This is a genomic window from Salinibacterium sp. NSLL17, from assembly GCF_015864935.1.
GTDB lineage: Bacteria > Actinomycetota > Actinomycetes > Actinomycetales > Microbacteriaceae > Rhodoglobus.
Genome location: NZ_JADYWH010000001.1, coordinates 364,471 through 386,174, shown reverse-complemented (window position 1 = coordinate 386,174; position 21,704 = coordinate 364,471). Strand labels below are relative to the sequence as shown.

26 protein-coding genes are annotated in these 21,704 nt (G+C 62.0%); 6 read left to right on the top strand and 20 right to left on the bottom strand.

The features are described from left to right. Window positions 1–42 precede the first annotated feature (42 nt). The 3 genes from I6E51_RS01940 to I6E51_RS01930 all read left to right on the top strand — a co-directional run bounded on the left by I6E51_RS01940 (window position 43) and on the right by I6E51_RS01930 (window position 2,870). Window positions 43–1,500 (top strand): MFS transporter, encoded by a 1,458-nt coding sequence (locus I6E51_RS01940; protein ID WP_197109263.1) that lies wholly within the window; start codon window positions 43–45, stop codon window positions 1,498–1,500. Window positions 1,501–1,576: 76 nt separating this feature from the next. Continuing rightward, the gene (locus I6E51_RS01935; RefSeq protein ID WP_197109262.1) at window positions 1,577–2,380 is read left to right on the top strand and encodes an isocitrate lyase/phosphoenolpyruvate mutase family protein; all 804 of its coding nucleotides are present in this window, start codon (window positions 1,577–1,579) and stop codon (window positions 2,378–2,380) included. 28 nt (window positions 2,381–2,408) lie between these two features. After that, on the top strand, window positions 2,409–2,870 hold the full coding sequence (locus tag I6E51_RS01930; protein ID WP_197109261.1) for a hypothetical protein: 462 nt from the start codon (window positions 2,409–2,411) through the stop codon (window positions 2,868–2,870). Here the strand turns inward: I6E51_RS01930 and I6E51_RS01925 are convergent. From I6E51_RS01925 to I6E51_RS01905, 5 genes are read right to left on the bottom strand one after another with little or no spacing between them, the layout of a single operon-like run. Then, the gene (locus I6E51_RS01925) at window positions 2,867–3,724 is read right to left on the bottom strand and encodes a prenyltransferase (protein WP_197109260.1); all 858 of its coding nucleotides are present in this window, start codon (window positions 3,722–3,724) and stop codon (window positions 2,867–2,869) included. The genes I6E51_RS01930 and I6E51_RS01925 overlap by 4 nt on opposite strands. Further along, entirely contained in the window at window positions 3,717–4,028 is a 312-nt protein-coding gene (locus I6E51_RS01920; protein WP_197109259.1) for a lycopene cyclase domain-containing protein, read from the bottom strand. The genes I6E51_RS01925 and I6E51_RS01920 overlap by 8 nt, the downstream gene beginning before the upstream one ends. Beyond that, complete coding sequence (locus tag I6E51_RS01915; protein ID WP_197109258.1) at window positions 4,025–4,393, bottom strand: lycopene cyclase domain-containing protein; 369 nt, start codon at window positions 4,391–4,393, stop codon at window positions 4,025–4,027. The genes I6E51_RS01920 and I6E51_RS01915 overlap by 4 nt, the downstream gene beginning before the upstream one ends. Continuing rightward, window positions 4,390–5,979 (bottom strand): phytoene desaturase family protein, encoded by a 1,590-nt coding sequence (gene crtI / locus I6E51_RS01910; RefSeq protein WP_197109257.1) that lies wholly within the window; start codon window positions 5,977–5,979, stop codon window positions 4,390–4,392. Before crtI ends, I6E51_RS01915 begins: the two co-directional genes overlap by 4 nt. After that, on the bottom strand, window positions 5,976–6,842 hold the full coding sequence (locus I6E51_RS01905; RefSeq protein WP_197109256.1) for a squalene/phytoene synthase family protein: 867 nt from the start codon (window positions 6,840–6,842) through the stop codon (window positions 5,976–5,978). The genes crtI and I6E51_RS01905 overlap by 4 nt, the downstream gene beginning before the upstream one ends. A gap of 106 nt (window positions 6,843–6,948) precedes the next feature. Here I6E51_RS01905 and idi point away from each other — a divergent pair, with 106 nt between their 5' ends. Then, complete coding sequence (idi, locus tag I6E51_RS01900; protein WP_197109255.1) at window positions 6,949–7,479, top strand: isopentenyl-diphosphate Delta-isomerase; 531 nt, start codon at window positions 6,949–6,951, stop codon at window positions 7,477–7,479. A 47-nt stretch (window positions 7,480–7,526) separates the two neighbouring features. On the opposite strand, the gene dcd is transcribed toward idi, so the two are convergent. The 3 genes from dcd to I6E51_RS01885 form a co-directional block, all read right to left on the bottom strand. Then, window positions 7,527–8,132, bottom strand: coding sequence for a dCTP deaminase (gene dcd, locus I6E51_RS01895; RefSeq protein WP_010204399.1), 606 nt, complete (start codon window positions 8,130–8,132; stop codon window positions 7,527–7,529). A gap of 66 nt (window positions 8,133–8,198) precedes the next feature. Next, window positions 8,199–8,606 (bottom strand): riboflavin kinase, encoded by a 408-nt coding sequence (locus tag I6E51_RS01890; RefSeq protein ID WP_197109254.1) that lies wholly within the window; start codon window positions 8,604–8,606, stop codon window positions 8,199–8,201. Window positions 8,607–8,648: 42 nt separating this feature from the next. Next, entirely contained in the window at window positions 8,649–9,143 is a 495-nt protein-coding gene (locus I6E51_RS01885; RefSeq protein ID WP_197106769.1) for a flavin reductase family protein, read from the bottom strand. 141 nt (window positions 9,144–9,284) lie between these two features. On the opposite strand from I6E51_RS01885, the gene I6E51_RS01880 reads away from it, so the two are divergent. Continuing rightward, on the top strand, window positions 9,285–9,884 hold the full coding sequence (locus I6E51_RS01880; RefSeq protein WP_197106770.1) for a PadR family transcriptional regulator: 600 nt from the start codon (window positions 9,285–9,287) through the stop codon (window positions 9,882–9,884). On the opposite strand, the gene I6E51_RS01875 is transcribed toward I6E51_RS01880, so the two are convergent. The 10 genes from I6E51_RS01875 to I6E51_RS01830 form a co-directional block, all read right to left on the bottom strand. Then, window positions 9,881–11,248, bottom strand: a complete 1,368-nt coding sequence (locus tag I6E51_RS01875; protein WP_197109253.1) for an NtaA/DmoA family FMN-dependent monooxygenase — start codon at window positions 11,246–11,248, stop codon at window positions 9,881–9,883. The two genes, I6E51_RS01880 and I6E51_RS01875, sit on opposite strands and share 4 nt — an antisense overlap. An 87-nt stretch (window positions 11,249–11,335) precedes the next feature. Beyond that, window positions 11,336–12,193 (bottom strand): ABC transporter permease, encoded by an 858-nt coding sequence (locus I6E51_RS01870; protein ID WP_197109252.1) that lies wholly within the window; start codon window positions 12,191–12,193, stop codon window positions 11,336–11,338. A 22-nt stretch (window positions 12,194–12,215) separates the two neighbouring features. Continuing rightward, the gene (locus I6E51_RS01865; RefSeq protein WP_197109251.1) at window positions 12,216–13,016 is read right to left on the bottom strand and encodes an ABC transporter ATP-binding protein; all 801 of its coding nucleotides are present in this window, start codon (window positions 13,014–13,016) and stop codon (window positions 12,216–12,218) included. A 73-nt stretch (window positions 13,017–13,089) separates the two neighbouring features. Beyond that, a complete protein-coding gene (locus tag I6E51_RS01860; protein WP_307783764.1) occupies window positions 13,090–14,193 on the bottom strand; it encodes an ABC transporter substrate-binding protein in 1,104 nt (367 codons plus the stop codon). Between the two features lie 213 nt (window positions 14,194–14,406). After that, the gene (locus tag I6E51_RS01855; protein WP_197109250.1) at window positions 14,407–15,051 is read right to left on the bottom strand and encodes a hypothetical protein; all 645 of its coding nucleotides are present in this window, start codon (window positions 15,049–15,051) and stop codon (window positions 14,407–14,409) included. Between the two features lie 16 nt (window positions 15,052–15,067). Continuing rightward, window positions 15,068–15,730 (bottom strand): hypothetical protein, encoded by a 663-nt coding sequence (locus I6E51_RS01850; protein WP_197106774.1) that lies wholly within the window; start codon window positions 15,728–15,730, stop codon window positions 15,068–15,070. Window positions 15,731–15,804: 74 nt separating this feature from the next. Beyond that, window positions 15,805–16,470 (bottom strand): hypothetical protein, encoded by a 666-nt coding sequence (locus I6E51_RS01845; protein ID WP_197109249.1) that lies wholly within the window; start codon window positions 16,468–16,470, stop codon window positions 15,805–15,807. 81 nt (window positions 16,471–16,551) lie between these two features. Beyond that, window positions 16,552–17,247: a Crp/Fnr family transcriptional regulator gene (locus I6E51_RS01840; RefSeq protein WP_197106776.1), complete on the bottom strand. Its 696-nt coding sequence runs from the start codon at window positions 17,245–17,247 to the stop codon at window positions 16,552–16,554. 97 nt (window positions 17,248–17,344) lie between these two features. Then, window positions 17,345–17,977 carry a class I SAM-dependent methyltransferase gene (locus I6E51_RS01835; RefSeq protein ID WP_197106777.1) on the bottom strand — a complete coding sequence of 211 codons (633 nt, stop codon included), beginning with the start codon at window positions 17,975–17,977 and terminating at the stop codon, window positions 17,345–17,347. A 9-nt stretch (window positions 17,978–17,986) separates the two neighbouring features. Further along, window positions 17,987–18,736: a flavodoxin family protein gene (locus I6E51_RS01830; protein WP_197106778.1), complete on the bottom strand. Its 750-nt coding sequence runs from the start codon at window positions 18,734–18,736 to the stop codon at window positions 17,987–17,989. A 113-nt stretch (window positions 18,737–18,849) separates the two neighbouring features. Here I6E51_RS01830 and I6E51_RS01825 point away from each other — a divergent pair, with 113 nt between their 5' ends. After that, window positions 18,850–20,289, top strand: coding sequence for an NAD(P)/FAD-dependent oxidoreductase (locus tag I6E51_RS01825; protein WP_197109248.1), 1,440 nt, complete (start codon window positions 18,850–18,852; stop codon window positions 20,287–20,289). 29 nt (window positions 20,290–20,318) lie between these two features. Here I6E51_RS01825 and I6E51_RS01820 read toward each other — a convergent pair whose 3' ends face one another. Continuing rightward, window positions 20,319–20,915 (bottom strand): CDP-alcohol phosphatidyltransferase family protein, encoded by a 597-nt coding sequence (locus I6E51_RS01820; protein ID WP_231599621.1) that lies wholly within the window; start codon window positions 20,913–20,915, stop codon window positions 20,319–20,321. A gap of 50 nt (window positions 20,916–20,965) precedes the next feature. Continuing rightward, window positions 20,966–21,697 (bottom strand): TVP38/TMEM64 family protein, encoded by a 732-nt coding sequence (locus I6E51_RS01815; RefSeq protein ID WP_197109246.1) that lies wholly within the window; start codon window positions 21,695–21,697, stop codon window positions 20,966–20,968. Window positions 21,698–21,704: the final 7 nt, after the last annotated feature.

The following is a 21,704-nucleotide window of genomic DNA, read 5'->3' as shown; positions in this document are numbered from 1 at the left end:
GCGCGGCCCCCATTGTTAACCGCACACCACTAGCCTGTTCGCATGACGGACAACACTGGCGACAACGAAGCCCCCAGCACCCCGGCTGTTCCGCGCGTCTCGAATACCCGCGCGATCGGCACTGTGGGGCAGGGGCTCCTCGCTGATTCTCCGATCCCCAAGAGCCGCGTTCGCGCGTGGGCGCTCTGGGATTGGGGCTCCGCCGCGTTCAACGCCGTCGTCACCACTTTTGTGTTCAGCACCTACCTGGCGAGTGGTCTATTCATCGATCCTGAGATCATTGCCGCCGCAGGTGATGACGAGAAGAATCCCGCGCTCGTGCTCGCGAAGGCCAACAACACCACAGTCATCTCCGGTGCCCTCACTATCGCCGGCATCCTCGTTGCGCTCTTGGCTCCGATTCTTGGTCAGCGTTCCGACGGGTCGGGGCGTCGCAAGCTCTGGCTCGCGATCAACACTGGCCTTGTCGTGGTCGCGATGGGCGCGATGTTCTTCGTCGCCCCGGTGCCCTCCTACATTTACCTCGGCGCTGCCCTTCTGGCCGCCGGCAACATCTTCTTCGAGTTCGCCAGCGTCAACTACAACGCGATGCTCGTGCAGGTCTCCACGCCCAAGACAGTCGGTCGGGTCTCCGGGTTCGGTTGGGGCATGGGCTACATCGGCGGAATCGTGCTGCTGATCATCCTGCTCGTGCTGTTCATCCAGAACTTCGGAAGCGACACCGGCAACGGCCTCCTGAACGTTCCGTTTGGCACAGAGGGCGGGGCTCTCGACATCCGTTATGCCGTGCTGGCCTCGGCAGCGTGGTTCGCGATCTTCGCTATTCCGGTACTGATTGCAGTTCCCGAGATTCCTGCGGGAGCTCGTGAAAACCGCGTGAGTTTCTTGGCCAGCTACGCCAAGCTTTTTGGCACCATCAAGACGCTCGCCAAGAAGAGCCCGCAGGTTCTCATGTTCTTGCTCGCCAGCGCGGTCTTCCGTGATGGTCTCGCCGCCGTCTTCACTTTCGGCGCGATCATCGCGGCCCAGGTCTTCGGCTTCAGCCCGAGCGAGGTCATCTACTTCGCGGTGGCCGCCAACTTGGTCGCCGGTATCGGAACCTTTATTGGCGGATGGCTCGACGACACGCTCGGCGCCAAGAACGTGATCATCGGCTCACTGATCGGTCTCGTACTCGCCGGCTTGGCAGTGCTCTTCGTCGGCGACGCCAAAACCGGGTTCTGGATCGCGGGCCTCTTCTTGACCCTCTTCGTCGGACCCGTTCAAGCAGCAAGCCGCAGCTTCCTCGCTCGCATCACACCGGTCGGGCGTGAAGGCGAGATCTTCGGCCTGTATGCCACAACGGGGCGTGCCGTGAGCTTCCTCGCTCCCGGCCTCTTCACTCTCTTCGTCGCGATGACGGGCGACACTCGCTACGGCCTCATCGGAATCGTGATCGTGCTGCTCGCCGGCCTCGCGCTCATGCTGCCGGTGAAGGCGAAGCAGTCAGTGATCGACTAGTTCTCGTTTGCGAGAGTGTGCTGGTCACGTCTGAAATTCGCTGGCGCCGAGCGCGCACGCGGAGGATGCTTGGTTTATGACTGAAATCGCCCCCAGCTCCCCCGCCGCGCGCGCGGAACTTCTCCGCTCACTCCACATCCCTGGCACGCCCGTGATCGTCTCCAACGTGTGGGACGCCATCACCGCCCGCATCGTTGCCGAAGCCCCCGGAGTGCGTGCCCTCGCCACCGCGAGCCACGCCGTGAGCTTCGCGCACGGAGTTTCCGACGGCGAAGGCCTGACGGTTGACCAAGCGATCAACGCTGCATCCATCATGTGCAACGCCGTCGAGATTCCTGTCTCTGTGGACTTCGAGAAGGGCTATTCTTCGGATGCCGCCGGCGTGCAAGCAAACGTCGAACGATTGATCGCGGCCGGCGCTGCTGGGCTGAACATCGAAGACAGCTCTGGCCCGGCCAAGGCTCCCCTCTTTGACCTCGAGCATGCGGCCGCCCGCGTTGCTGCGGTCCGCGCAGCAGGCGAGGCTACCGGCGTGCCGATTGCCATCAATGCCCGCGTTGATGTGCTGGCCGGTGGCGGGGAATGGGATGACATGGTCGCCCGAGCGAGCGCCTACCTTGCCGCTGGCGCCGACTGCATTTTCGTTCTCGGTCTCGCCGACGAGCACATGGTCGCCCAAGCGATCGCTCAGATCGATGGGCCCATTTCAGTGATTGGCGGAGCAGGATATGTGCCGCTGAAGACTCTCGCCGAGCTCGGGGTCGCCCGCGTGAGCTTTGGACCGCGCACGCTGGGTCTCACGCTGTCCTACCTACAGCAGGCTGCCACTCAGCTCACCGCTCTGGGCGACTACCCCGAAGAACTCGGTTTCGTCTACTAATTCGCGGGGTGAGGAGTACTGTCGGATTATGGACACGCAACAACCCATCAGCTACTGGGTGAAGCTCGTCGATCGCATCGTTGATGAGCTCTTCGCCACCACCCTCGAAGAGCACGGAATCACCCGCCGCCAATGGCAACTGCTCACCGTGCTGTCGAAGGGCGCTGCCGGTGTCGAGCTTCTCGACATCGAAATCGCGCCCTTCTTAGACCGCCCGAATGGTGCGGTTCCTCCGACCCAGGGCTTGCACACCACGTCGCTGGAGTCGCTCACCGAACTCGTCGAAAGCGACTGGCTCACCACCGATGGTGCGCTGTATGAACTCACCGATCGTGGCCGTGTTGTTGTCGACCGCCTCACCATCGTGATTGCCGATGGTCGTCAGAAAGCGACCGAGGGCGTCACGCCTGAGCAGTACAACACGACGGTCACGGTGCTCGAAACCATGGCGAGAAACCTCACCCCGCACCTCACCGGGCGACCCGTTTAGCGGATAAACGCCCACCAGATGAGCAGCATCGTCACGAAGAACCCGGTGACGAAATTGAGGGCTAGGAAGTTCTTCCAGCCGCGGTTTGCTGACTCGGCTGTGGCATCCGTGATGTTCCAGAATGGCGCACACATGGCTGCATAGGGCAGCACGAGAATGGCGGCGAGTGGGCCAGGCCAGGCAGAGAATAGCAAGAGGATGCCGCCCGTCACGTAAGCCACAACGGCGAAGCGAGTTGTGGCTCGCGCTCCGATGACGGTCGCAATCGACGAGATGTCGGCGGCACGATCGGCCAGCACATCTTGCACCGCGCCGAAGGCGTGCGAGGCGATTCCCCAGAGGAAGAATGCGCCGAGAACAGCCCAGAGCTGCGGAGTGAACGAGGCTGCCGTCAGCACGAGCGCGTAGATCGCGGGCGAGACAAAGTGGGTGCTCGAGGTGAGCGAGTCGAGGAACGGGCGCTCCTTGAAACGCAAACCCTTCGCCGAATAAGCGACGACGGCAAACATGCTGATCAGCAACACGAGCCACGAGAGTGGGTTGCCGACGATCACGAGATAGATCAGGAACGGGATAGTCGTGACGGCGGCGGCGATGAGCGTTGGCCGGTGCATCCGTGGGTCAAGAAGGGCACCCTCGACGCCGCCCTTGCGCGGATTGCGCAGGTCGGATTCGTAGTCGAACACGTCGTTGATGCCGTACATCGCCAGGTTGTAGGGCACGAGGAAGAAAATCGTGCCGAGTACGAACGTGAGATCAATCGCGCCCGTGGTCAGGTAGTACGCGGCCGCAAACGGGAACGCCGTATTGACCCAACTGAGAGGACGCGAGGAGAGGAACAGGTCCTTAAGCATTGGAGTCCTTTCGTCGCGAACCCAGCAGCATCCACAAGCACGGCAGACCGATGACGGCCGCGATTGTGTACGCAAAATCTTCGAGCGGGGCGACGCCGATGAACGCACCGCTGATGGCATCCGCGCTGTACCCGACCAGCCCGACGGAAATCATCACGTTGTCGAAGACCGCGGTCATCACGAGCAAAATGCCCATCGTGATAGCGATGGCACGCCACTGCGGCGAGCGGCGACGCACAACGACCGCAATCACGAGGGCGGCGACGAGCGCCAAGAACACGGCGTTCAGGAGCCAGTAGGTCATGACGCGCGCCCCTCGGTGGTGTCAGCCGAGCCAACGCTCGCGGACTGAACGGAGGGATGGGGGCGTTGCCGCGAGAGTGCCCCGTAGGCGTTCATCGTGAGGTAGCAGAGCAGCGTGAGGAAGAACACTTCTTCGAGCGGAACTTCGGGCGCGACGAGCAGCCCGGTCATGAAGTCGGTCTCTCCCCGAAAGAAGATGCCGAGCCCCACTCCGAAGAGATCCCACACGAGGAAGAACAGCACCCCGACCGGCAGCACGATGCGTGCACGCCGGGCATCCCGCCAGAAGAACAGCGAGAAACGTCGATCAAGCACGACCATCCCGGTGAGCGAAATCAGCAGAGCAAGAAGGTAGAGAACGATCACGGCCAGGGCCTCGGTTGGGGCGCAACCACGGGCGTCAGCGGCTCAGCAAGCGGGCCGGCAGAGGTGTCGCCGCGCAGTCGCTTGACGAGCACTTCGGCGCTGATCAGACACATGGGAAGACCAATGCCGGGGATGGTAGACCCACCAACGTAGTAGAGCCCCTTGACCTTCTTACTCACATTGCCCGCGCGGAAAAACGCACTCTGCTTGAGCGTGTGAGCCGGCCCCAGTGCGGTGCCACGCCACGCGTTGAGATCGTCGGCGAAGTCGCCAGGGCCTACCGTGCGGCGCACCGTGATGCGGTCGGCGAGGTCGGGGATGCCGGTCCACTCACTGATCTGTGAGATCACCGAATCGGCGAGCTTTTCGATGCGCTCATCGCCAGCTCCAGCGCCCGCCAGTTGACCGTGACCAATGGCGGGGTCGGCTGGAATCGGCACGAGCACAAACACATTCTCGTATCCCTCGGGCGCCACATTCGGGTCAACGCCACTGGGCTTGCACATGTAGAGCGATGCCGGCTCGGGCACCTTGGGCTCGTCGCCGAAGATGGCCTCGAAGCCCTCTTGCCAATCCTTCATGAACAACAGCGTGTGGTGCTCGAGCTCAGGCAGCTCACCCTTCACACCCAGATACAACAGGAGCGCGCTGGGGCCAGGAACCTTCTTCTCCCAGTACTCCGCGGGATAGGTTTGCTCGCTTGACTCGAGCATCGTGGTCTCAGTGTGGTGGAGGTCGGCCGCAGAAACCACGGTGTCGGCGTTCAGAGTGTGACGCTTGCCCGCGGCATCCGTGTACTCAACGCCGGTGGCGACGCCATCAACCGTCACGATGCGGGTGACCTTCGAACCGGTGCGGATGTCGACGCCAGCAGCCCGGGCGATGTCGGCAATACTCTCGATTACCCGGGTGAAACCGCCCATGGGGTAAAGCACGCCATCCGACAGATCGAGGTGGCTCATGAGGTGGTACATGCTCGGCGTGAGATACGGCGACGAGCCGAGGAAGACGGCCGGGTAGCCGAGCACCTTGCGCAAGCGATCGTCCTTGACGGTGCGAGCGACCAGCTTCGACAGGGGTTCAATCAGCAACCGGATGAAGCGTGCCGCCTTCGCGAGCACCTCTTTCGTCGCGCTCGTGCGCAGATCGGCGAAGCTCGTGTAGAGAAAGTACCTCTTGGCGAGCTCGTAGGTGTCTTCGGCCGAGGCCAAGTACTTGCGCATGCGGGCACCCGAACCGCGCTCGATGCTCTCGAACAAAGCCAAGTTCTCTTCGAGGTCGGTCGAGATGTCGAGGGATTCTTTCTCGCCCTCAAAGTAGACCCGGTAACCGGGGTCGAGGGTGACAAGCGAGAGTTGCTCGGCGGCACTCGTGCCCATGAGCTTGTAGAAGTGGTCGAAGACCTCGGGCATCAAATACCAGGATGGCCCCGTGTCGAAACGGAACCCGTCGTGCTCCCACGAGCCAGCACGGCCACCCACCTCGGAGCGGCCCTCGAGCAGCGTGACCGAATGGCCCTCTTTGGCCAATAGCGCCGCACTCGCGAGCCCGGCAATTCCGCCACCAATAACAACAACGTCACTCATGATCGAGGGGTAACTCCCATCGCGGCAGCCGCAGCCAACCGCAGTTTCACAACATCTGGAACCCGCACCCGGGTCTTCACCAATTCACTCGCCGGAGTTGCCCGGATGCGCTTGGAAAGTTGGGCAAAAAGGGAATGCGCGAGCGCAACCGCTTTCTTGCTGCTCGCCGGCAGCTCGGCACCGATCGCGGCATCCCGCAGATCGGAGTCGAGATCGTCGAGCAGACGAATCTTCTCCGCTTCAGTGAACGACGCGACATCAATGCCGGGGAAGTAGCTGCGCCCGAGAGTCTCGAAGTCGTCGGCGAGGTCACGCAAGAAGTTGACCTTTTGAAAGGCAGCGCCGAGCGCTTGTGCACCGTGCTCAAACTTGGCGCGCTGCTCGTCGCTGACATCGTGGCCATGCAAGAAGGCACACAGGCACATGAGACCAACAACCTCAGCGGAGCCGTAGACGTAGCGGTCAAAGCTGGCCTGGTCGTGCTCTTTTTGGCTGAGATCCATGCGCATCGACTCGAAGAAGGGAGCTGTAAGTTCTGCGCCGAACGACACCTCACGCGCGGTGAGGGCGAAAGCGTGCACGATGAGGTTCGAGCTGAAACCGCTCTCGATCGCATTTTCGGTTTCTCGCTCGAGCTCGTTCAACTGGCGCCCGGTGGCGATCAGGTCGAGTCCGGCCTCTTCAGCCCCACCGTCGACGATTTCGTCGGCAACCCTCACGAGCGCATAAATGTTCTCAACGTGCTGGCGAACATCCGCGCCGAGAAGGCGGGATGCCGCGGAAAATGACGTGGAATAGCTGCGGATGACGATACCGGCCGCGTCTTCGGCGACACGGTCATACAACTTGAGGCGTGAGCTCACGCGCGCCCGCCTTCAGCATGCTCAGGCACATTAGTTAGGCTGAGTGCAGGCCGACACATGGGGTGCGGCATTTCGATTCGTTCCACCTAGGCAGACTATCGCGATCATGAGTGAAATCCCTGAGCAGGTTGTACTTCTCTCCGAGTCCGGCGAGCACATTGGCGTCGCTGACAAGGCCCTCGTTCACACGACCGACACCGCCCTGCACCTCGCGTTCTCGTGCCACGTCTACAACGCCGACGGCAAAGTACTTGTCACTCGTCGCGCACTCTCCAAGCTCACCTGGCCTGGCGTCTGGACAAACTCGTTTTGCGGGCATCCGGCTCCCGGCGAGGACATGGCCGCTGCGATCATCCGCCGGGCCAAGTACGAGCTCGGAATTACCGTCAGCGACGTGCAACTCGTGCTGCCCGATTTTCGTTACCGCGCCGTTGACTCCTCCGGCATCGTCGAGAACGAGATCTGCCCCGTCTACCGCGCCGTGACGACGGATGCCGCAGCCCCCAACCCCGCCGAGGTTGACGAATTCGACTGGGTCGATCCTCAGTCGCTGCACACCGCAGTGGCCGCAACTCCGTTCGCGTTTAGCCCGTGGCTCGGCTGGCAGCTGGAGCAGCTGGACGCTCAGCGCGACTAGTAGCGTCAAGCGAACCACGCGGAGGTCGCACGACGAGTAATCGCGCGCTAGCCCCCGAGCGAACCCGCGTCATTCGCTCGCACGTCGGTGCGGTGGAAGTTCTGGAAGCTGCGACTAGCCGTTGGACCACGCTGGCCCTGATAGCGCGAACCGTATTGCCCCGAGCCGTAGGGCGACTCAACCGGCGACGTGGTCTTGATGAAGCACAACTGCCCAATTTTCATGCCTGGCCAGAGCTTGATCGGCAAGGTCGCCACATTGCTGAGTTCGAGGGTGACGTGACCCGAGAAGCCAGGGTCAACGAAGCCGGCAGTCGAGTGCGTGAGCAGACCGAGGCGCCCGAGTGAACTCTTGCCCTCGAGGCGAGCCGCAACGTCGTCGGGCAAAGTCACGAGTTCGAACGTGGAACCGAGCACAAACTCACCGGGGTGAAGGATGAACGGCTGGTCGGCATCCACCTCCATGAGGTGAGTGAGGTCTGGCTGATCTACGGCCGGGTCAATGAATGGGTATTTGTGGTTATCGAACAGGCGGAAGAAGCGATCGAGCCGCACATCAACACTCGACGGTTGCACCATGTCGAGATCGAGAGGGTCAAGGCCGATGCGGCCAGTGGCAAGTTCGGCCCGGATGTCGCGATCACTGAGAAGCATGGCCTAAGACTAACGAAATCCCGGCTGCGTAGTGCTCAGATGAGCAAATCTGGAGAGCCGCGAAAGTTACGGGCGCTGCGCCGGAAGAGCGAGAGCGATGCGGGAGGCCGCGACATCCGCCGCCGTCTTCTCGATGAGTTCGTCGAGGCTCTCGTAACGGAACATTCCCCGCAACCAGGCGTGCACTGTGAACTCGACCTCAGCGCCATAAAGGTCGCTGTCGAAATCATGAATAAAGGCTTCGACTCGACGCTCGGTCACGTCGTCAAAAGTGGGGTTGTCACCGATGCTGATGGTCGCGCCATGACGGGTGGCAGCCGGCGGGAAGGTCACCCAGCACGCGTACACACCGTCGACAGGCAACGCCGCGTGGTCGGTGACCGCAATATTCGCGGTGGGAAATCCCAGTTCGCGACCACGCTTATCGCCGTGCACGACGATGCCACGAAAGCTCAGCGTCGGTGGATGCTCCATTAGCCCCACCCTAGCGGCGGGCCTGCCGAGCACGCTCGCGGCCTACAGCCCGCGGAACTGGCTGAGGTGAAAGACAAGAGGAGTGACTTCAGGGAATGCCTCGGAGTGGATGACTTCGAGAGTCACGATCTCGTGGTCGCCGCCATCAAAGCTGTTGCGGATCTCGCACTCAAGCCAGAGCGCGGCGCCATCCATATGTATTGCTCCACCTTCGGTGGCACGCCACGCGATGTCGGCGAAGCGGTCGCCGGTGCGGGACGCCAGACTGCGGGCAGTGCTCTCTTGATCGGCGCCGAGCACGCTCAGACCAATGCGAGTGGCGCGAGCGAGCACCGGCCAGGTGGTGGAGGTGCGCGCAGGACACACGGCCACGAGGGGTGGGTCGAGGGACACGGAGGTAAAGGAATTGACCGCGATGCCGGTTGGCGCGCCATCAACGACGGCCGCGAGAGCGACGACGCCGGTGGGAAAGAGCGAGAGTGCTCGGCGAAGAGCAACCTGTGGGGGAACTTCTTCCGCGGTGGTCTGATGCGACATGGGCGGACTCCTTTGCTTGAAATGTTCAACCAGCGACTGCTAGTCAAGTTTGAACATATGACTACATGTTAGTCATTTTTGATCATGTAAACAACTGACTTTCTGCCCTGCACGCACACCGCTTGGCCTACGATTGGGGGCATGTCGACTACAACTCGCTTGGTCGTGCTGGGAGCTGTAAACCAGTTCCAGCCAGTTCACGGCTACTTCCTGCGCCGCGAACTCATGACCTGGCACATCGACGAATGGGCCAACATCCAACCCGGCTCGATCTACAACGCGCTGCGATCGCTTACCAACGACGGTTACCTCGCAGAGAACGGCACCGAATCTGCTGGCAACCGACCCGAGCGCACGACCTACCGCGTCACCGAAGCCGGCGAAGTTGAACTGCTCCGGATGCTGCGCGATGCCCTCTGGACGGTCGAGGTCTTCGACACCAAACCCGTCATGGTGCTCACCTCGTTTATGTACGCCCTGCAGCGCGAAGAAGTGCTCGCCGGCCTTGAGCATCGCGTCACCGAAATTGATGCCCGCATTGCCAGCAACGCGTACCACATCGGCGATGTTGCGACCTCGACTTCCACTCCCGCCTACGTTCGCGAAATCTTCGAACTTGCGACATCTCGCTTGCGCGGAGAACAGCAGTGGGCTCGAGACGTGATCGGTCGCATCCGTTCCGGCGACTATGTCTTTGCCGGAGAAGATGGCGACCGTCCCGCTCGACGCGCTACTAGCTAGCTCGTCGCTTCGACCGCGGCTGTCGCCCGGTAGGCGGCACCCGGGTGGTCGTCGCGCAAGATCGAATCGTCGGTGCCGAGCAGACGCTCGCGCAGCGTCGGAGCGTCATAGCCTTCGCCAGCAACTCCCCGCTCGCGCAGAATCGGCAGCACCTTCTCAATGAACTCGACCGTCGAGCTGGGCTGGATCATCGGCGTCAGCAAGAAGCCGTCGAGGTCAGCACCCTCAGCGAGAGCGATCATCTCGTCAGCGATCTGCTCAGCAGTGCCCACGAAAGGCTTGCTGCGCACACCGTTGCCGTGCCACTGAGCGAGAACATCGCCAACGGTCTGGTCGCCGAAGCGGGTGACCTGAGTCTGCGACAGCTCAGTGTGGAGCTCCTTCATCGGGGTTGCCGGGTCGAAGGATGAGAGATCGAGGCCCGTGAACCACGCGTAGGAGGCGACAGCAACGTCGGGGCTCTCGGCATCCAGCACCGCTTGCAGCTTGGCCTTCGCTTCGTCGGCCGTTTCGCCGATGACGCACGTGAACGCCGACATGATCTTGACCGAGTCGGCGGCGCGACCGTTCTTCACCGCTTCTTCACGAATGGATGCGACCTGCTCGGCCACCTTCTCCACGGCTCCGCCACCGAGGAAGACAGCTTCACCGTGCTTGCCGCCAAACTCGCGACCGCGCGGTGAGGTGCCAGCTTGGAAGAGCACCGGGGTGCCCTGCGGCGAGTACGACGAGTTTCCGTAGCCGTGCGACGTGAAGTACGGACCATCGTGCTCGATGCGGTGAACCTTGGCGGGGTCAGCGAAGCGACCGTTCTTGTCACGCTCAAGCGCGTCACGCTCCCAGGCGCCCTCCCACAACTTGTAGACGACCTCCATGAAGTCATCGGCCATGTCATAACGCTCGTCGTGCGCGACCATCGGAACGCCAAAGGCTTGCGAAGCCGTCTCGGCCGTTCCGGTCGTCACGACGTTCCACCCGATGCGGCCACCCGAAAGGTGGTCGAGGCTCGCGATGCGGCGAGCAAAAGCGTAGGGCTGTTCAAGAAGAGTGGATCCCGTGAGCACGAGTCCGAGGTTCGTGGTGGTCGAGATGAGGGCAGCAGCCAGAATCGCCGGATCGAGGCGCGGCAGGTCGAGGCCCTCGACCGAGCAGATTTCGGGACGCTCGCCGTTGACGTCAGCCCAGCCCCAGGCATCCGCCAAGAACATGAAGTCGAAGCCGGCTTCTTCGCAGATGGTGGTGATTTCGCGCCAGTAGTCGAGGCGGTCAAACATGTCGCGCTTGTTGTCGGGGTGACGCCACGTGGACGTTCCCGAGTCGTTGGCCTGGGGGTTTTCGAATAGACCGAAGCGAAGCTTCTTCATGGTGAAACCTTTCGTGGTGGTGAAAAAAGTCAGGTGGTGGTGAAAAAAGTCAGAGTGGTAGCGGGAAAAGGTGGGCGGAGCCGAAAACTAGCGGCCGACGGCGGCTCCATCGCTCCACCACAGCACTCGCTTGCGCACGAGAGCGAGCAGTGAAATGAGCACGACGCCCATGAAGCAGAGCAAGGTGATGCTGGCCCAGGTGACGGGCAAGTTGGCTTGGGCTGCGGCGATCGTCACGAGGGATCCGAGCCCTGCCTGTTGGCCGGCGGCGACGAACTCGGCAACGGCCGCACCGACGATCGCGAGGGGAAGCGCAATGCGCAGTCCCGCGAAGACGTAGGGCATTGACCCGGTGAAACGCAGGTCGCGGAAGATCTCCCAGCGGCTGGCATGCAGTGTCTTCATCACGTCGAGAGCTCGGTCATCCACATCTCGCAGCCCGGCAAGCGAGTTGACGAGCATGGGGAAGAACACGACCAGTGCGGTCACAATGAACTTGGGCGTCATGCCGAAGCCGAAGGCCACGACCAGAGCCGGTGCGATGGCCACGATCGGCGTAACCATGACGACAACGACGAGCGGCATGACCGCGCGTTCCATGACCTGAAACTCAGCCATGATGATCGCCAGAATGAAACCGGCGATGATGCCGGAGCTGGCACCGACCAGAACCTCAAGCCCCGTCACGAGCATGTTCGCCCAGTAAGTGTCGGCATCGTTGATGAGGCTCACCCACACCTGGTCGATGGTCGGAATCACGTACGGGTTCGCGATCGCGGTGATCTGCCAGAGCGCAGCAGCAATCACAAAGGTGATGACGGCGGGAGCCCAGTTGCTCCAGCGCAGATTCTGTTTGAACTTGGCCGAGGCCAACGGTGAGAAGCGTCGGCCGGTAGCGCTCGTGGCCGCCTGAACGGCGAGCGCTGACGTGTCGGTTGTTGACATGGTGTCCTCGTTCTTGCGTGACTTAGGCACTCTTTTGTCCCATCACTTCGCGCAACGTGCCACGAACTTGGCCTTCAAGGTCACGGAATTCGTCGGTCGCGTACACGTCGATCGTGCGAGGGCGCGGCAGGAGAACATCGATGATCTCGGCGATGTGGCCCGGGTGGGCTCCCATCACGACGATGCGGTCAGAGAGCATGATTGCCTCCGGCACCGAGTGGGTCACGAACATGACGGCCTTGCGGTTGGACTGCCAAAAATCGAGCAGCCCCAAACGTTGAGCATCACGGTTCATTTCGTCGAGTGCCGAGAAGGGCTCGTCCATGAGCAACACACTCGGGTCGAACACGAACGCGCGGGCAATAGCGACCCGCTGCTGCATTCCGCCCGAGAGCTGACCGGGGTACTTGTCGAGCGCGGCACCCAACCCGAACGACTCCAGAATCTCGCGAGGGTCTCGCAGGTTGCGGTTCGCATTCGCTTTCGGGTTCACCGTCATCGGCAGCCGCACATTGTCGAGCACAGTGCGCCACGGGAGCAGCGCTGGGGACTGGGGAACAAGACCAATCATCTTGTTCTTCGTCGCGGCTTTCACCGTCATCCCGTCGACCATGACGGTGCCGCTGTCGGCGTCGATGAGACCAGCGACCGTCTTGAGCAGTGTCGACTTGCCGCAACCGCTTGGTCCGATCACGGAGACGAACTCGCCCATCTTGATCGAGAGGCTCACCTGATTGAGCACGAGCGTGCGAGCCCCATCAGGGCCGAAGCTCTTAGAGACGTTCTCGATATGAACGCCCGCGTGTGGCTGTGCGGTTTCCACAGTTACTCCCTGAGTTGTGAAGCCGGATGCCGCACCGGGTGGGTTGGTGCGGCATCCGAGCGGGGTGGTCGGGTTAGTTGCCCGGCCAGATCAGTTCGCCGTCTGCATAGAGATCAGCGACGAGCGTTTCATCCATCATGTCGGTGATAGCGGGAAGGGTGTCGACGTTGCCGAACTTCTTCACGAGTTCGTACTCGGCCTCCCAGTCAGCAGCAGTCTGGGTTCCGGGGAGCCCACTGTTGCTGTCCTCGACCCACTGCGATTCCACATTCCAGGTGCGCTCGAGCTGTTCGCGCGGGAAAGCAGAGCCTTGACCGTTGTCTTCGGCGAGCTGGGCGATCATGTCGAGGCACTCGTCGGAGCTGTCGAGGCAGAACTGCAGGGCGTGCAGCGATGCGCGCATGAAGTCAGCGGCGACTTCGCGGTTGTCGGCGAGGAACTCGGAGTTGATCTCCATGACGTTGTAGGTGCCTTCGACACCCACATCAGAGGGGAAGAACTCGCTAAACGGCAGACCCTGAGCGCGAAGGTTCTCGGGCTGGTTAGAGGCGTAGCCGACAATGGCGTCGACCTGTCCGCGGGTGACCACGGTGGGGTCGTAGTTGGTCATCTTGATCAGTTCGACCTTGCTGACATCGACGTCAGCGGCATCCAACATGGCGGATGCGATCGGGGTGAGGTTGATGAAATAGCCGAGCGAACCACCTTCGAGATCCTTGAGGCTCTCGATCTTTTCGTTGGCGAAGATCGAGAACGGCGGGGTGTTGCCGTAGGTCGCTACCGCGGTGAGGTTCTTGCTGTTGGCGGCGGCAAGCATGACATCGGATGCCGAACCGAGGGCGGTGAATTCGGCCTGGCCGGAGGAAACGAGCTGTTGTCCGTTCGCACCGGAGGCATTGATCTCTACGTCAAGGCACAGGTCCTTGAAGTAGCCGAGCTCTTCGGCGAGGAATACGTCGAGCTGGCCAGCGCTGGCCGAGTATCCGTAGCCGGAGATGTAGGTGATGGTGCCCACCGCGGCGTTGCGGTCGCAGGCTTCCTGAGAAATCAGGAGGTCGCCGGCGTCGGGCGTGGATTCTTCTGCGGGGGCTGTGCAGGCGGAGAGCGTGAGTGCTGTTACCAAGAGTCCTGCGATGCCGAAGCCTCGCAATTTCTTGGAATCAAGAGGTGTAGTCACTTGGATCCAGGTTCCTTCCTAGGCCGTATCCGTCATTGGATGGCTAGACAAAACGTACATGATCAAGATTGACTGTGCAAACTTGATTTACGGTCGTTTTGATTGCCACCACACGCCGACCATCCACAACTATCACCGCGCGGCGGGGAGACAAGTCGTGCGCCCGAAGGCTCACGGATGGTTGCTACTGACGTTAGCGGAGGAAGACAGGAGTCAGTAGGCGCGCGTGGGGTTCGCTACGCGAATCTGCTCGAGTACTCGCGCGGTGACATCGGCAGCGAACTCGTTGTACGGAGGAGCTGCCACCCTGAGCCACAAATCACCATCGAAATAATGGCTGGTGAAAAAGTCGCTTCCCGCCTGCACGGTCAAGAACTCGAATGTGCTCGCGCTGCCCGCCACTTGCTCTGAAAACCCTTCGTCGCGCAGTGCAGTCATGAGATTAGCCGCATCGTTTTCAGAGACGCCAGCGACGGTGACCTCGAAACCATACTCAGAGCTTGGCAGCCCCCAGAGGCACCTCCGAGCGGTCGTGGCGTTCTGAGAAATCGGTTCAAGTTCGGCGAGTTCCATCTCGCGAAAAGGGACAGCGTCATCCTCCTGCAACAACTCCGTCCATTCATGGGCAAATTCCCGCACATCAACCAACGGTATGAGCGTCTCGCACTCGGGGAGAACGAGAGGCTCGACAGTGGGCGTTGGTGCAGTGCTGGGTTCGGTTGGCTCGCTTGACGGCACCGCTGATGGTTCGGTCGCGGTCTGGGTTTCCGCTTGCACACAACCGGTAAGCGTGAGCACGATCAGGGCAGCGGATGCCGCAGCGATTGAACCTCGGACAGGTCGCAGGTGCTCACTCATGGGTTTCCCTTTCGAATCAGTAGGTGCGGGTGGGGTTCGCCATTCGCACTTCGTCGAGCACCGCGTCGGCGACGTTAACCGTGAGCTCGGTGCTCGTGCCGGAGACGTACACCCAGAGGTCGCTCACGAAGTAGTGAGTCTGAGCGCTCCACCCGACGGCGGTTTCGAACTCCTTCTCCAGCGTTGTCACCGTTCCCGCGCTTGCACCGGTGAATCCCGTTGCTAGCAGCGCGTCTTGGAGGTTCGTGGCATCCGCCTCTGAAATGTCGGTGACGATCACGGTGAAGCCACCATCGGAGTTCGGAACACCCCAAATGCAATTCTTGGCGATCGAGGCGTTGCCTGCCGCGGTCTCGATTTCGGGCAGTTCATCGCCGCGAATCGGAATCGTGTCGTCAGCGCCCAAGACAACGGTTGAGGGAGAGAACAGACTCTTCGCGTCGCTCAACGGCAGCAAAGTGTCGCAGCCGGGAAGGATCAGCGGATCCGGCGTCGGAATCGGAGTGGAGCTCGGTGAGGCAGTGGCCGAAGGCGCGCTCGATGTCGTTGAACTTTCTGGCGCCGCGGGAACGCACCCGGCAAGCACCCCACTCACGAGCAGTGCGGATGCCGCAGCCACCATCATCCGCGTCTGTTGTCGACGCCCGAGTACCAATTTTTCGCCCCACCCACTGTTCATGATTGAAGAGTAACCCCGCAACCCGCCGGGTGGAAGAGAGCGCCTCTCACCCATCGGCCCACGCAGAATGTGCATTAGTAATCTCGGCTGGGATTCGCGTTGCGGATCTGGAGAAGTGCACTGTCGACGACTGTAATCGTGGCGGGCAGGTCGTAGGCGGTCGAATAGAGCCAGAGGTCGTCGATGACAAAGTGGTTGCTGCCCACGGGCCCGACCGGCCCATCGACGTGAAGGGAAAACATCGAAAAGTTGCCGCCCCGCAAGCCCGAGTACGACGCTGCGAGCGTTTCGGTTTCGAGGGCAATGGCATCGTCCTCTGAGATATCGGCAATAGCCAGCGTGAAGAAGGAATCAGAACTGGGGATCCCCCACAGACACTGCCGGGACTCTGTCGCGTTCGCGAGGATCGTATCAATCGTGGTGATTGGCACCTCTTGAAAGTTCCGAGCCTGTCCGGGAGTTTCCTCTTCAATGAGCTCAGTGTTGTCGGTATAGAGGAAACGGGCGGTACTGATCGACAGCAGCGCGTCGCACTCGGGAATGACCAGCGGAGCCACGACCGGATCAGTTTCTGGTTCCGATGTTACGGCTGGCGCAGGAGGAGTGGCGTCACCGTCAGCGGGACTTTCTGGCGTGCACCCAGCCAGCGAAAGCGCAACGAGAAACGCTCCGGCTGACGCTACGATCGCGCGAACGGGTGAACTCGCCACCCCTGTTTTTGGGCCTTGAAGAACATCCATGACAGCAAGGTAGACCAACCGCTCTACCCTGCGCGTGAGTAAGAATTACTTCACCGTGTGAGCGGAGCGTTCGCAAGCGCCCTAGCTGGACTGACGCGCAAGCTGGCCGAGGGCATCCGCATCGAGAATGACGACGCGGGCGCGGCCCTGCCGGATGATGCCGCGGCTGGCCAGATCAGACATGGCCTTGCTCGTGGATTCGCGGGTCGCGCCGAGGAGCCCAGCGAGCTGGTCGTGACTGAGTCGAATCGTGGGGTTCGCGAAGCGTGGGGTGCGCGAGGTTTCCGCCAAGCGCACCAGGGTGCTGCACACGCGCGATTGCAGCGGGCGCAACGCAAGATCGGTGAGGCGCTCTTCGAGCCGAACCACTTGCTCGCCGAGGTGACGTGAAATACGGATCGCGATGCGTGGGTCGGCAAGAAGGTACCGCTCGACATCCGCCGTATTGAGGAGACAGATTTCGACGTTGTCGATCGCTTCGGCGTAGTTGTCGTACATGCGCTGGCCAACCATCATCATTTCGCCAAAGACTGCTCCGGGCTCAAGAATGGCCATCGTCAGCGCCTTGCCGTCTTCGGTGACCCGGAAGATGCGGATGCGGCCCTTCTTCAGAATGAAGAGTGCCGTGACGGGCTGGCTCTGGCTGAAGACCATTTCGCCGAGCGAATACGAGCGCGAGGGCGCCATGCGATCCATCTGCTCGATCTCGGCAGGCGAGAGGTCGGCGAACAGGTCGACTTCGCTGAGGCAACTAAATGAACCGTTGTCGATCGGCATGAGTGGTTCAGGATCCCTTCGCTGAGGCGACCACGGGCGTTCGCCCGCCACCGGGGCTGACGCCACTCTCTCGCCACACGGATCCATCATGACATGCTCACTTGAGTGTTCCCGTGACGGCTTGAATGTGACCGCCGCGACGGCTTGCCTGCAGCACGTCGTCGGCACGCTCGGTTAGCCACTTCCACGGATGCGCTTCGATATCGGCGCCACCCATTCGGCACGCGAGGCGCGCGAGCGGGGTGAACACTTTCGCCATCCCCACAGGTCGCTGCATGTCGACGATGCCGACTCGACCACCAGGGGTGAGCAGCCGTTCTGCTTCTGCCAGCACTTCGGGGTGGCTCCCCATCACACTGAGCGCGTAAGCCGAGAAGACGGCATCGATGGTGGGTGCTAAACCATCTATCGCAAGATCTTCTGCCGACATTTTCGTGGCATCCGCCTGTACGACACGCACGTTCGACCAGCCTTTGCGGGCCGCCCGCTTGGCCGCGACCTGCAACATCTGGGCACTCGCATCGACGCCAATCACCTGGCCCGTTGGGCCAACCGCATCGACGAGCAACTCAAAGCTGAGCCCGGTGCCGCAGCCGAGATCCACAACAGTGTCTCCCGGGCGCAGCCCCATGAGCTCGATACCGGCAACACGGCCTGAACGATAGACCGCCCATTCGCCAGACATCGCATCGTAAAATTGCGTGCCGAAGCGGTATTTCTTCCAAGCCATGTCGTGCGCCTAGCGGTATTCGGGGTTGGCTTCGAAGCCGAAGTGCTCGCCGTCGTTCCACGCTTTACGTGTGTTTCCGTAAGCGGGGATGCCGCCGGCGTTCTTGAGAATCGAGGCCATGTGCATGAGGTTCCACGACATGAAAGTCGTGTTGCGGTTCGTGAAGTCGTTCTCGAGGCCGCCTGAACCCTCGTCGAGGTAGCTGGGGCCGGGGCCGATTTCGCCGAGCCAGCCGGCATCCGCTGCGGGCGGGATGACGTAACCAATGTGCTGAAGGCTGTAGAGAACCGACATGGCGGAGTGCTTCACGCCATCCTCGTTGCCGGTGAAGAGCGCGCCGCCAACCTTGCCATAGAAGACGTACTGGCCCTTGTCGTTGAACTCGCCACTCATCGCGTAGAGGCGCTCGATGAGCATCCGGGTGACAGAGGAGTTGTCGCCCAGCCAGATTGGTCCGCCGATGACGAGGATGTCTGCCGCTTCGATGAGGGGCCAGACTTCGTCCATCCAGGCGTCCTTCTCCCAGCCGTGTTCGCGCATGTCGGGGTAGACGCCGATCGCGATGTCGTGGTCAATGAAGCGCACGTTGTCGACGTGCACTCCGGCACTGCGCATCAGCTGGATGCTGGAATCCATGAGCCCCTGGGTGTGGCTCATCTCGGGGCTCTTCTTGAGCGTGCAGTTAATGAAGACGGCCTTGAGCCCGTCGTAGCGGGGAGCGTCAGCAGGAACGGTGTTCGCGTTAGTTTCGGTAGCCATGACCCGATGTTACGGGCGAGCCCTCCCTGCGAACTGTGATCTAGCGTACGGTTCGCTGAACAATGCGCTGCTAAACATGACTGGGGGCAAACGCCCTCTCGAAAGGAACACGCATGCCCGCTCAGTGGGATCTCATCGTCATCGGCTCCGGCAGCGCCGGAATTGTCGCCAGCAAGACCGCCGCCCGTTTTGGAGCACGCGTGCTGCTTGTCGAACGACACCGCCTCGGTGGGGACTGCTTATGGACCGGCTGCGTGCCCTCCAAGTCACTGATTGCTGCCGCTCATGCCGCGCACGTTGCGCGCACCTCGGAACGCTTTGGCGTCATCGCCGAGAACGTGACGGTCGATTTCGCTCGCGCGATGGGCCACGTTCAGGATGCGGTAGCCACGATCGAACCACACGACTCGGTTGAAGCCTTTGCCGAGTTCGGCATCGAAGTCGCCCACGGCGATGCTCGCTTCACGGGGCGCCACTCTCTCGAGATCGACGGCACTCGCCACACCTTCGTGCAGGCGGTCATCGCGACCGGCACCGTGCCGCGCGTTCCCTCTTTCCCCGGCGCGGACAGCGTTCAGATACTCACGAGCGACACCATCTGGGAACTCGACGAACTCCCTCAACGCTTAGTGGTTCTCGGTGGCGGCGCAATCGGCAGCGAGCTCGGCCAAGCAATGGCACGGCTCGGTTCTGACGTCACGATCGTGAACCGCAGCAGCCGCATCCTCCCCGGCGAAGAAGAGCGCGCGAGCGCGGTGCTTCACGCCACGTTCGAGCGCGACGGCATCACCATGCTGCACAACCGCAGCGCCGTTGAGGTCGTCTCGAGCGATGGCCTCAGTGGCGAACTCGTGCTCGATGATGGAACCCGCGTTCCCTTCGATCGCCTGCTCGCCGCTATCGGCCGCACCCCCAACCTCGACACTCTCTCCCCCGAAACGGCTGGCGTTGCCGTCACCGATCAGGGCTACGTTGACGTGGATGCCTCGCTGCGCACCACAAACAAACACATTTGGTCGGCGGGAGACGTCGCCGGGCTGCCGAAGTTCAGCCACGTTGCCGGCGTGAGCGGCAGCACTGCCGGCACTAACGCCATCCTCGGATTGCGCCGCAAATTCAACGACGCAGTCGTGCCGCGTGTGACATTCACCTCGCCCGAAATTGCCGCGGTTGGCCTCACCGCAGCGGATGCCGTCAAAGGAAAGCACCGCGTCTTTACCGGCGAACACAGTGCCACTGATCGCGCCATTGCTGAAGGCGACGACGACGGCTTCGCGCAGATCGTTGTGAACTCCGGCGGGCGCGTGCTCGGCGGAACAATCGTCGGCCCCCGTGCCGGAGAAAGCCTCGGCGAGCTGACGGTTGCCGTGAGCGCAAAACTCTCCACGAGCACTCTGGCCAGCGCCACTCACGCCTACCCAACGTTCACCGATGCGCTGTGGAATGCCGCGATCGCCGACGTGCAATTCCGCTTGAAGAGCGGAGTCGTGAAGTCGGGCATCCAACTGCTGGCTCGAGTGCGGCGTGCACTGTTGGGCACGCCCCGCGACTAGAGGTGAGGCGGCCCAGCGAGAAGGCGGCGCTAGCGCAGTATGCGGTAGCCGACGATCATCCGCTGGGCAGCGCTGACGAGAACAACAACGCTCCAGACGAGTGCGATCTGCCAGGCAATGAACGGCAGCGCGAGCCAGAGGGTATGAACGAAGACGGTTTCGCCGCCCTCGGCGATGCGTCCGAGAAAGAACAGCGAGCGATTGTCGTCGTCTGAAAGCGTGCGGCCGGTGCGTTCAGCGATCGATGAGAACGCCAAGAACGCAGCGCCATTGATGTAGTACGCGAACAGCACGACCAAGAACGGCCACCACGGCGCATCGAAGGCGGTCGTGGCGCCGATTGCGACGCCCAGAACCGTCGCGCCGTAAACCACGAAGTCGGCGACGATATCGAGAAAACCGCCCGCTTCGCTCGCCGTGGCGGGCCGGGGAACGGATGCCGCAGCGCGCCGGCGGCGAGCCAGCGTTCCGTCGAGCCCGTCGAACACTCGCGAGAGCAACCACGCCACGAGGGCCAGCGCCCAGAGCTGAGTTGCGGCGAGCGCCGCACTGCTCAACCCGATCACGAGTCCGGCGATGGTGAGGCGGTCGGGCGTGATCCAGGGCACGTCGAGCGCGGAAGCCATTGCGTTGAGAGGTTTGCTGACCGCCCGACGCAGCTGGACATCCAGCATCGTTAGTTGTTCTCCGCAGCCGCGTCGCCGGTTGTGACGTCGTCGGTTGTCGCGAGCACCGGGCTCTCACCGGCAGCCGCTGCGGCCGCAGCATCCTTTTTACGGAGCCGGCCAGCAACGATGCCACCGCCGATCGTGAGCACGCCGAGCGCTCCGAGGGCGATGAAGAAGCCGCTGTTGAGTTCGGCCCCGTAGGCGCCGACGGCGACGAAGGCCATGGTGCCGGGGATGATGCCGACGGCGGTGCCGATCATGTAGTCGCGCACGCGCACGGCGGTGAGGCCAGCGGCGTAATTGATAACAGTGAAGGGGATGAGCGGGATGAGGCGCAGCGCGATCATGGAGAGCAGTCCGCGCTTCTGCAGCATCTCGTCGACGGCGCGAACCTTGCCGCCGGTGTACTGCTCAACGGCATCGCGGCCGAGAAGGCGGCCAATCCAGAAGGAGAGGGCTGCGCCGATAACGGCACCCACGAGCACCAGCAGCGTGCCGATCCACAATCCCCACGCGAGCCCGGCCGCAATGCTGAACACGGCTTTCGGCGCTGGAGTGAGGGTAAGCACGGCGTAGGCGACGATGAAGATCACAGCACCCAGCAGTCCGGTGCCTTCCGCCCATCCTTGAATCTCGTCAACGGACGGGATTTCGATCGTGAACGCGACGATCACAATTGCGATGAGGAAGACGACAAACGCGCCAGCTTTCCACAGGGAAGAGGACCGGTTCTTTTTCATTTGGCCA

Coding starts and splice junctions, on each gene's coding strand:
- I6E51_RS01940 (WP_197109263.1), top strand. CDS start 43: ATGACGGACAACACTGGCGACAACGAAGCCCCCAGCACCCCGGCTGTT.
- I6E51_RS01935 (WP_197109262.1), top strand. CDS start 1,577: ATGACTGAAATCGCCCCCAGCTCCCCCGCCGCGCGCGCGGAACTTCTC.
- I6E51_RS01930 (WP_197109261.1), top strand. CDS start 2,409: ATGGACACGCAACAACCCATCAGCTACTGGGTGAAGCTCGTCGATCGC.
- I6E51_RS01925 (WP_197109260.1), bottom strand. CDS start 3,724: ATGCTTAAGGACCTGTTCCTCTCCTCGCGTCCTCTCAGTTGGGTCAAT.
- I6E51_RS01920 (WP_197109259.1), bottom strand. CDS start 4,028: ATGACCTACTGGCTCCTGAACGCCGTGTTCTTGGCGCTCGTCGCCGCC.
- crtI (WP_197109257.1), bottom strand. CDS start 5,979: ATGAGTGACGTTGTTGTTATTGGTGGCGGAATTGCCGGGCTCGCGAGT.
- idi (WP_197109255.1), top strand. CDS start 6,949: ATGAGTGAAATCCCTGAGCAGGTTGTACTTCTCTCCGAGTCCGGCGAG.
- dcd (WP_010204399.1), bottom strand. CDS start 8,132: ATGCTTCTCAGTGATCGCGACATCCGGGCCGAACTTGCCACTGGCCGC.
- I6E51_RS01890 (WP_197109254.1), bottom strand. CDS start 8,606: ATGGAGCATCCACCGACGCTGAGCTTTCGTGGCATCGTCGTGCACGGC.
- I6E51_RS01885 (WP_197106769.1), bottom strand. CDS start 9,143: ATGTCGCATCAGACCACCGCGGAAGAAGTTCCCCCACAGGTTGCTCTT.
- I6E51_RS01880 (WP_197106770.1), top strand. CDS start 9,285: ATGTCGACTACAACTCGCTTGGTCGTGCTGGGAGCTGTAAACCAGTTC.
- I6E51_RS01875 (WP_197109253.1), bottom strand. CDS start 11,248: ATGAAGAAGCTTCGCTTCGGTCTATTCGAAAACCCCCAGGCCAACGAC.
- I6E51_RS01870 (WP_197109252.1), bottom strand. CDS start 12,193: ATGTCAACAACCGACACGTCAGCGCTCGCCGTTCAGGCGGCCACGAGC.
- I6E51_RS01855 (WP_197109250.1), bottom strand. CDS start 15,051: ATGAGTGAGCACCTGCGACCTGTCCGAGGTTCAATCGCTGCGGCATCC.
- I6E51_RS01850 (WP_197106774.1), bottom strand. CDS start 15,730: ATGAACAGTGGGTGGGGCGAAAAATTGGTACTCGGGCGTCGACAACAG.
- I6E51_RS01845 (WP_197109249.1), bottom strand. CDS start 16,470: ATGGATGTTCTTCAAGGCCCAAAAACAGGGGTGGCGAGTTCACCCGTT.
- I6E51_RS01840 (WP_197106776.1), bottom strand. CDS start 17,247: ATGCCGATCGACAACGGTTCATTTAGTTGCCTCAGCGAAGTCGACCTG.
- I6E51_RS01835 (WP_197106777.1), bottom strand. CDS start 17,977: ATGGCTTGGAAGAAATACCGCTTCGGCACGCAATTTTACGATGCGATG.
- I6E51_RS01830 (WP_197106778.1), bottom strand. CDS start 18,736: ATGGCTACCGAAACTAACGCGAACACCGTTCCTGCTGACGCTCCCCGC.
- I6E51_RS01825 (WP_197109248.1), top strand. CDS start 18,850: ATGCCCGCTCAGTGGGATCTCATCGTCATCGGCTCCGGCAGCGCCGGA.
- I6E51_RS01820 (WP_231599621.1), bottom strand. CDS start 20,915: ATGGCTTCCGCGCTCGACGTGCCCTGGATCACGCCCGACCGCCTCACC.
- I6E51_RS01815 (WP_197109246.1), bottom strand. CDS start 21,697: ATGAAAAAGAACCGGTCCTCTTCCCTGTGGAAAGCTGGCGCGTTTGTC.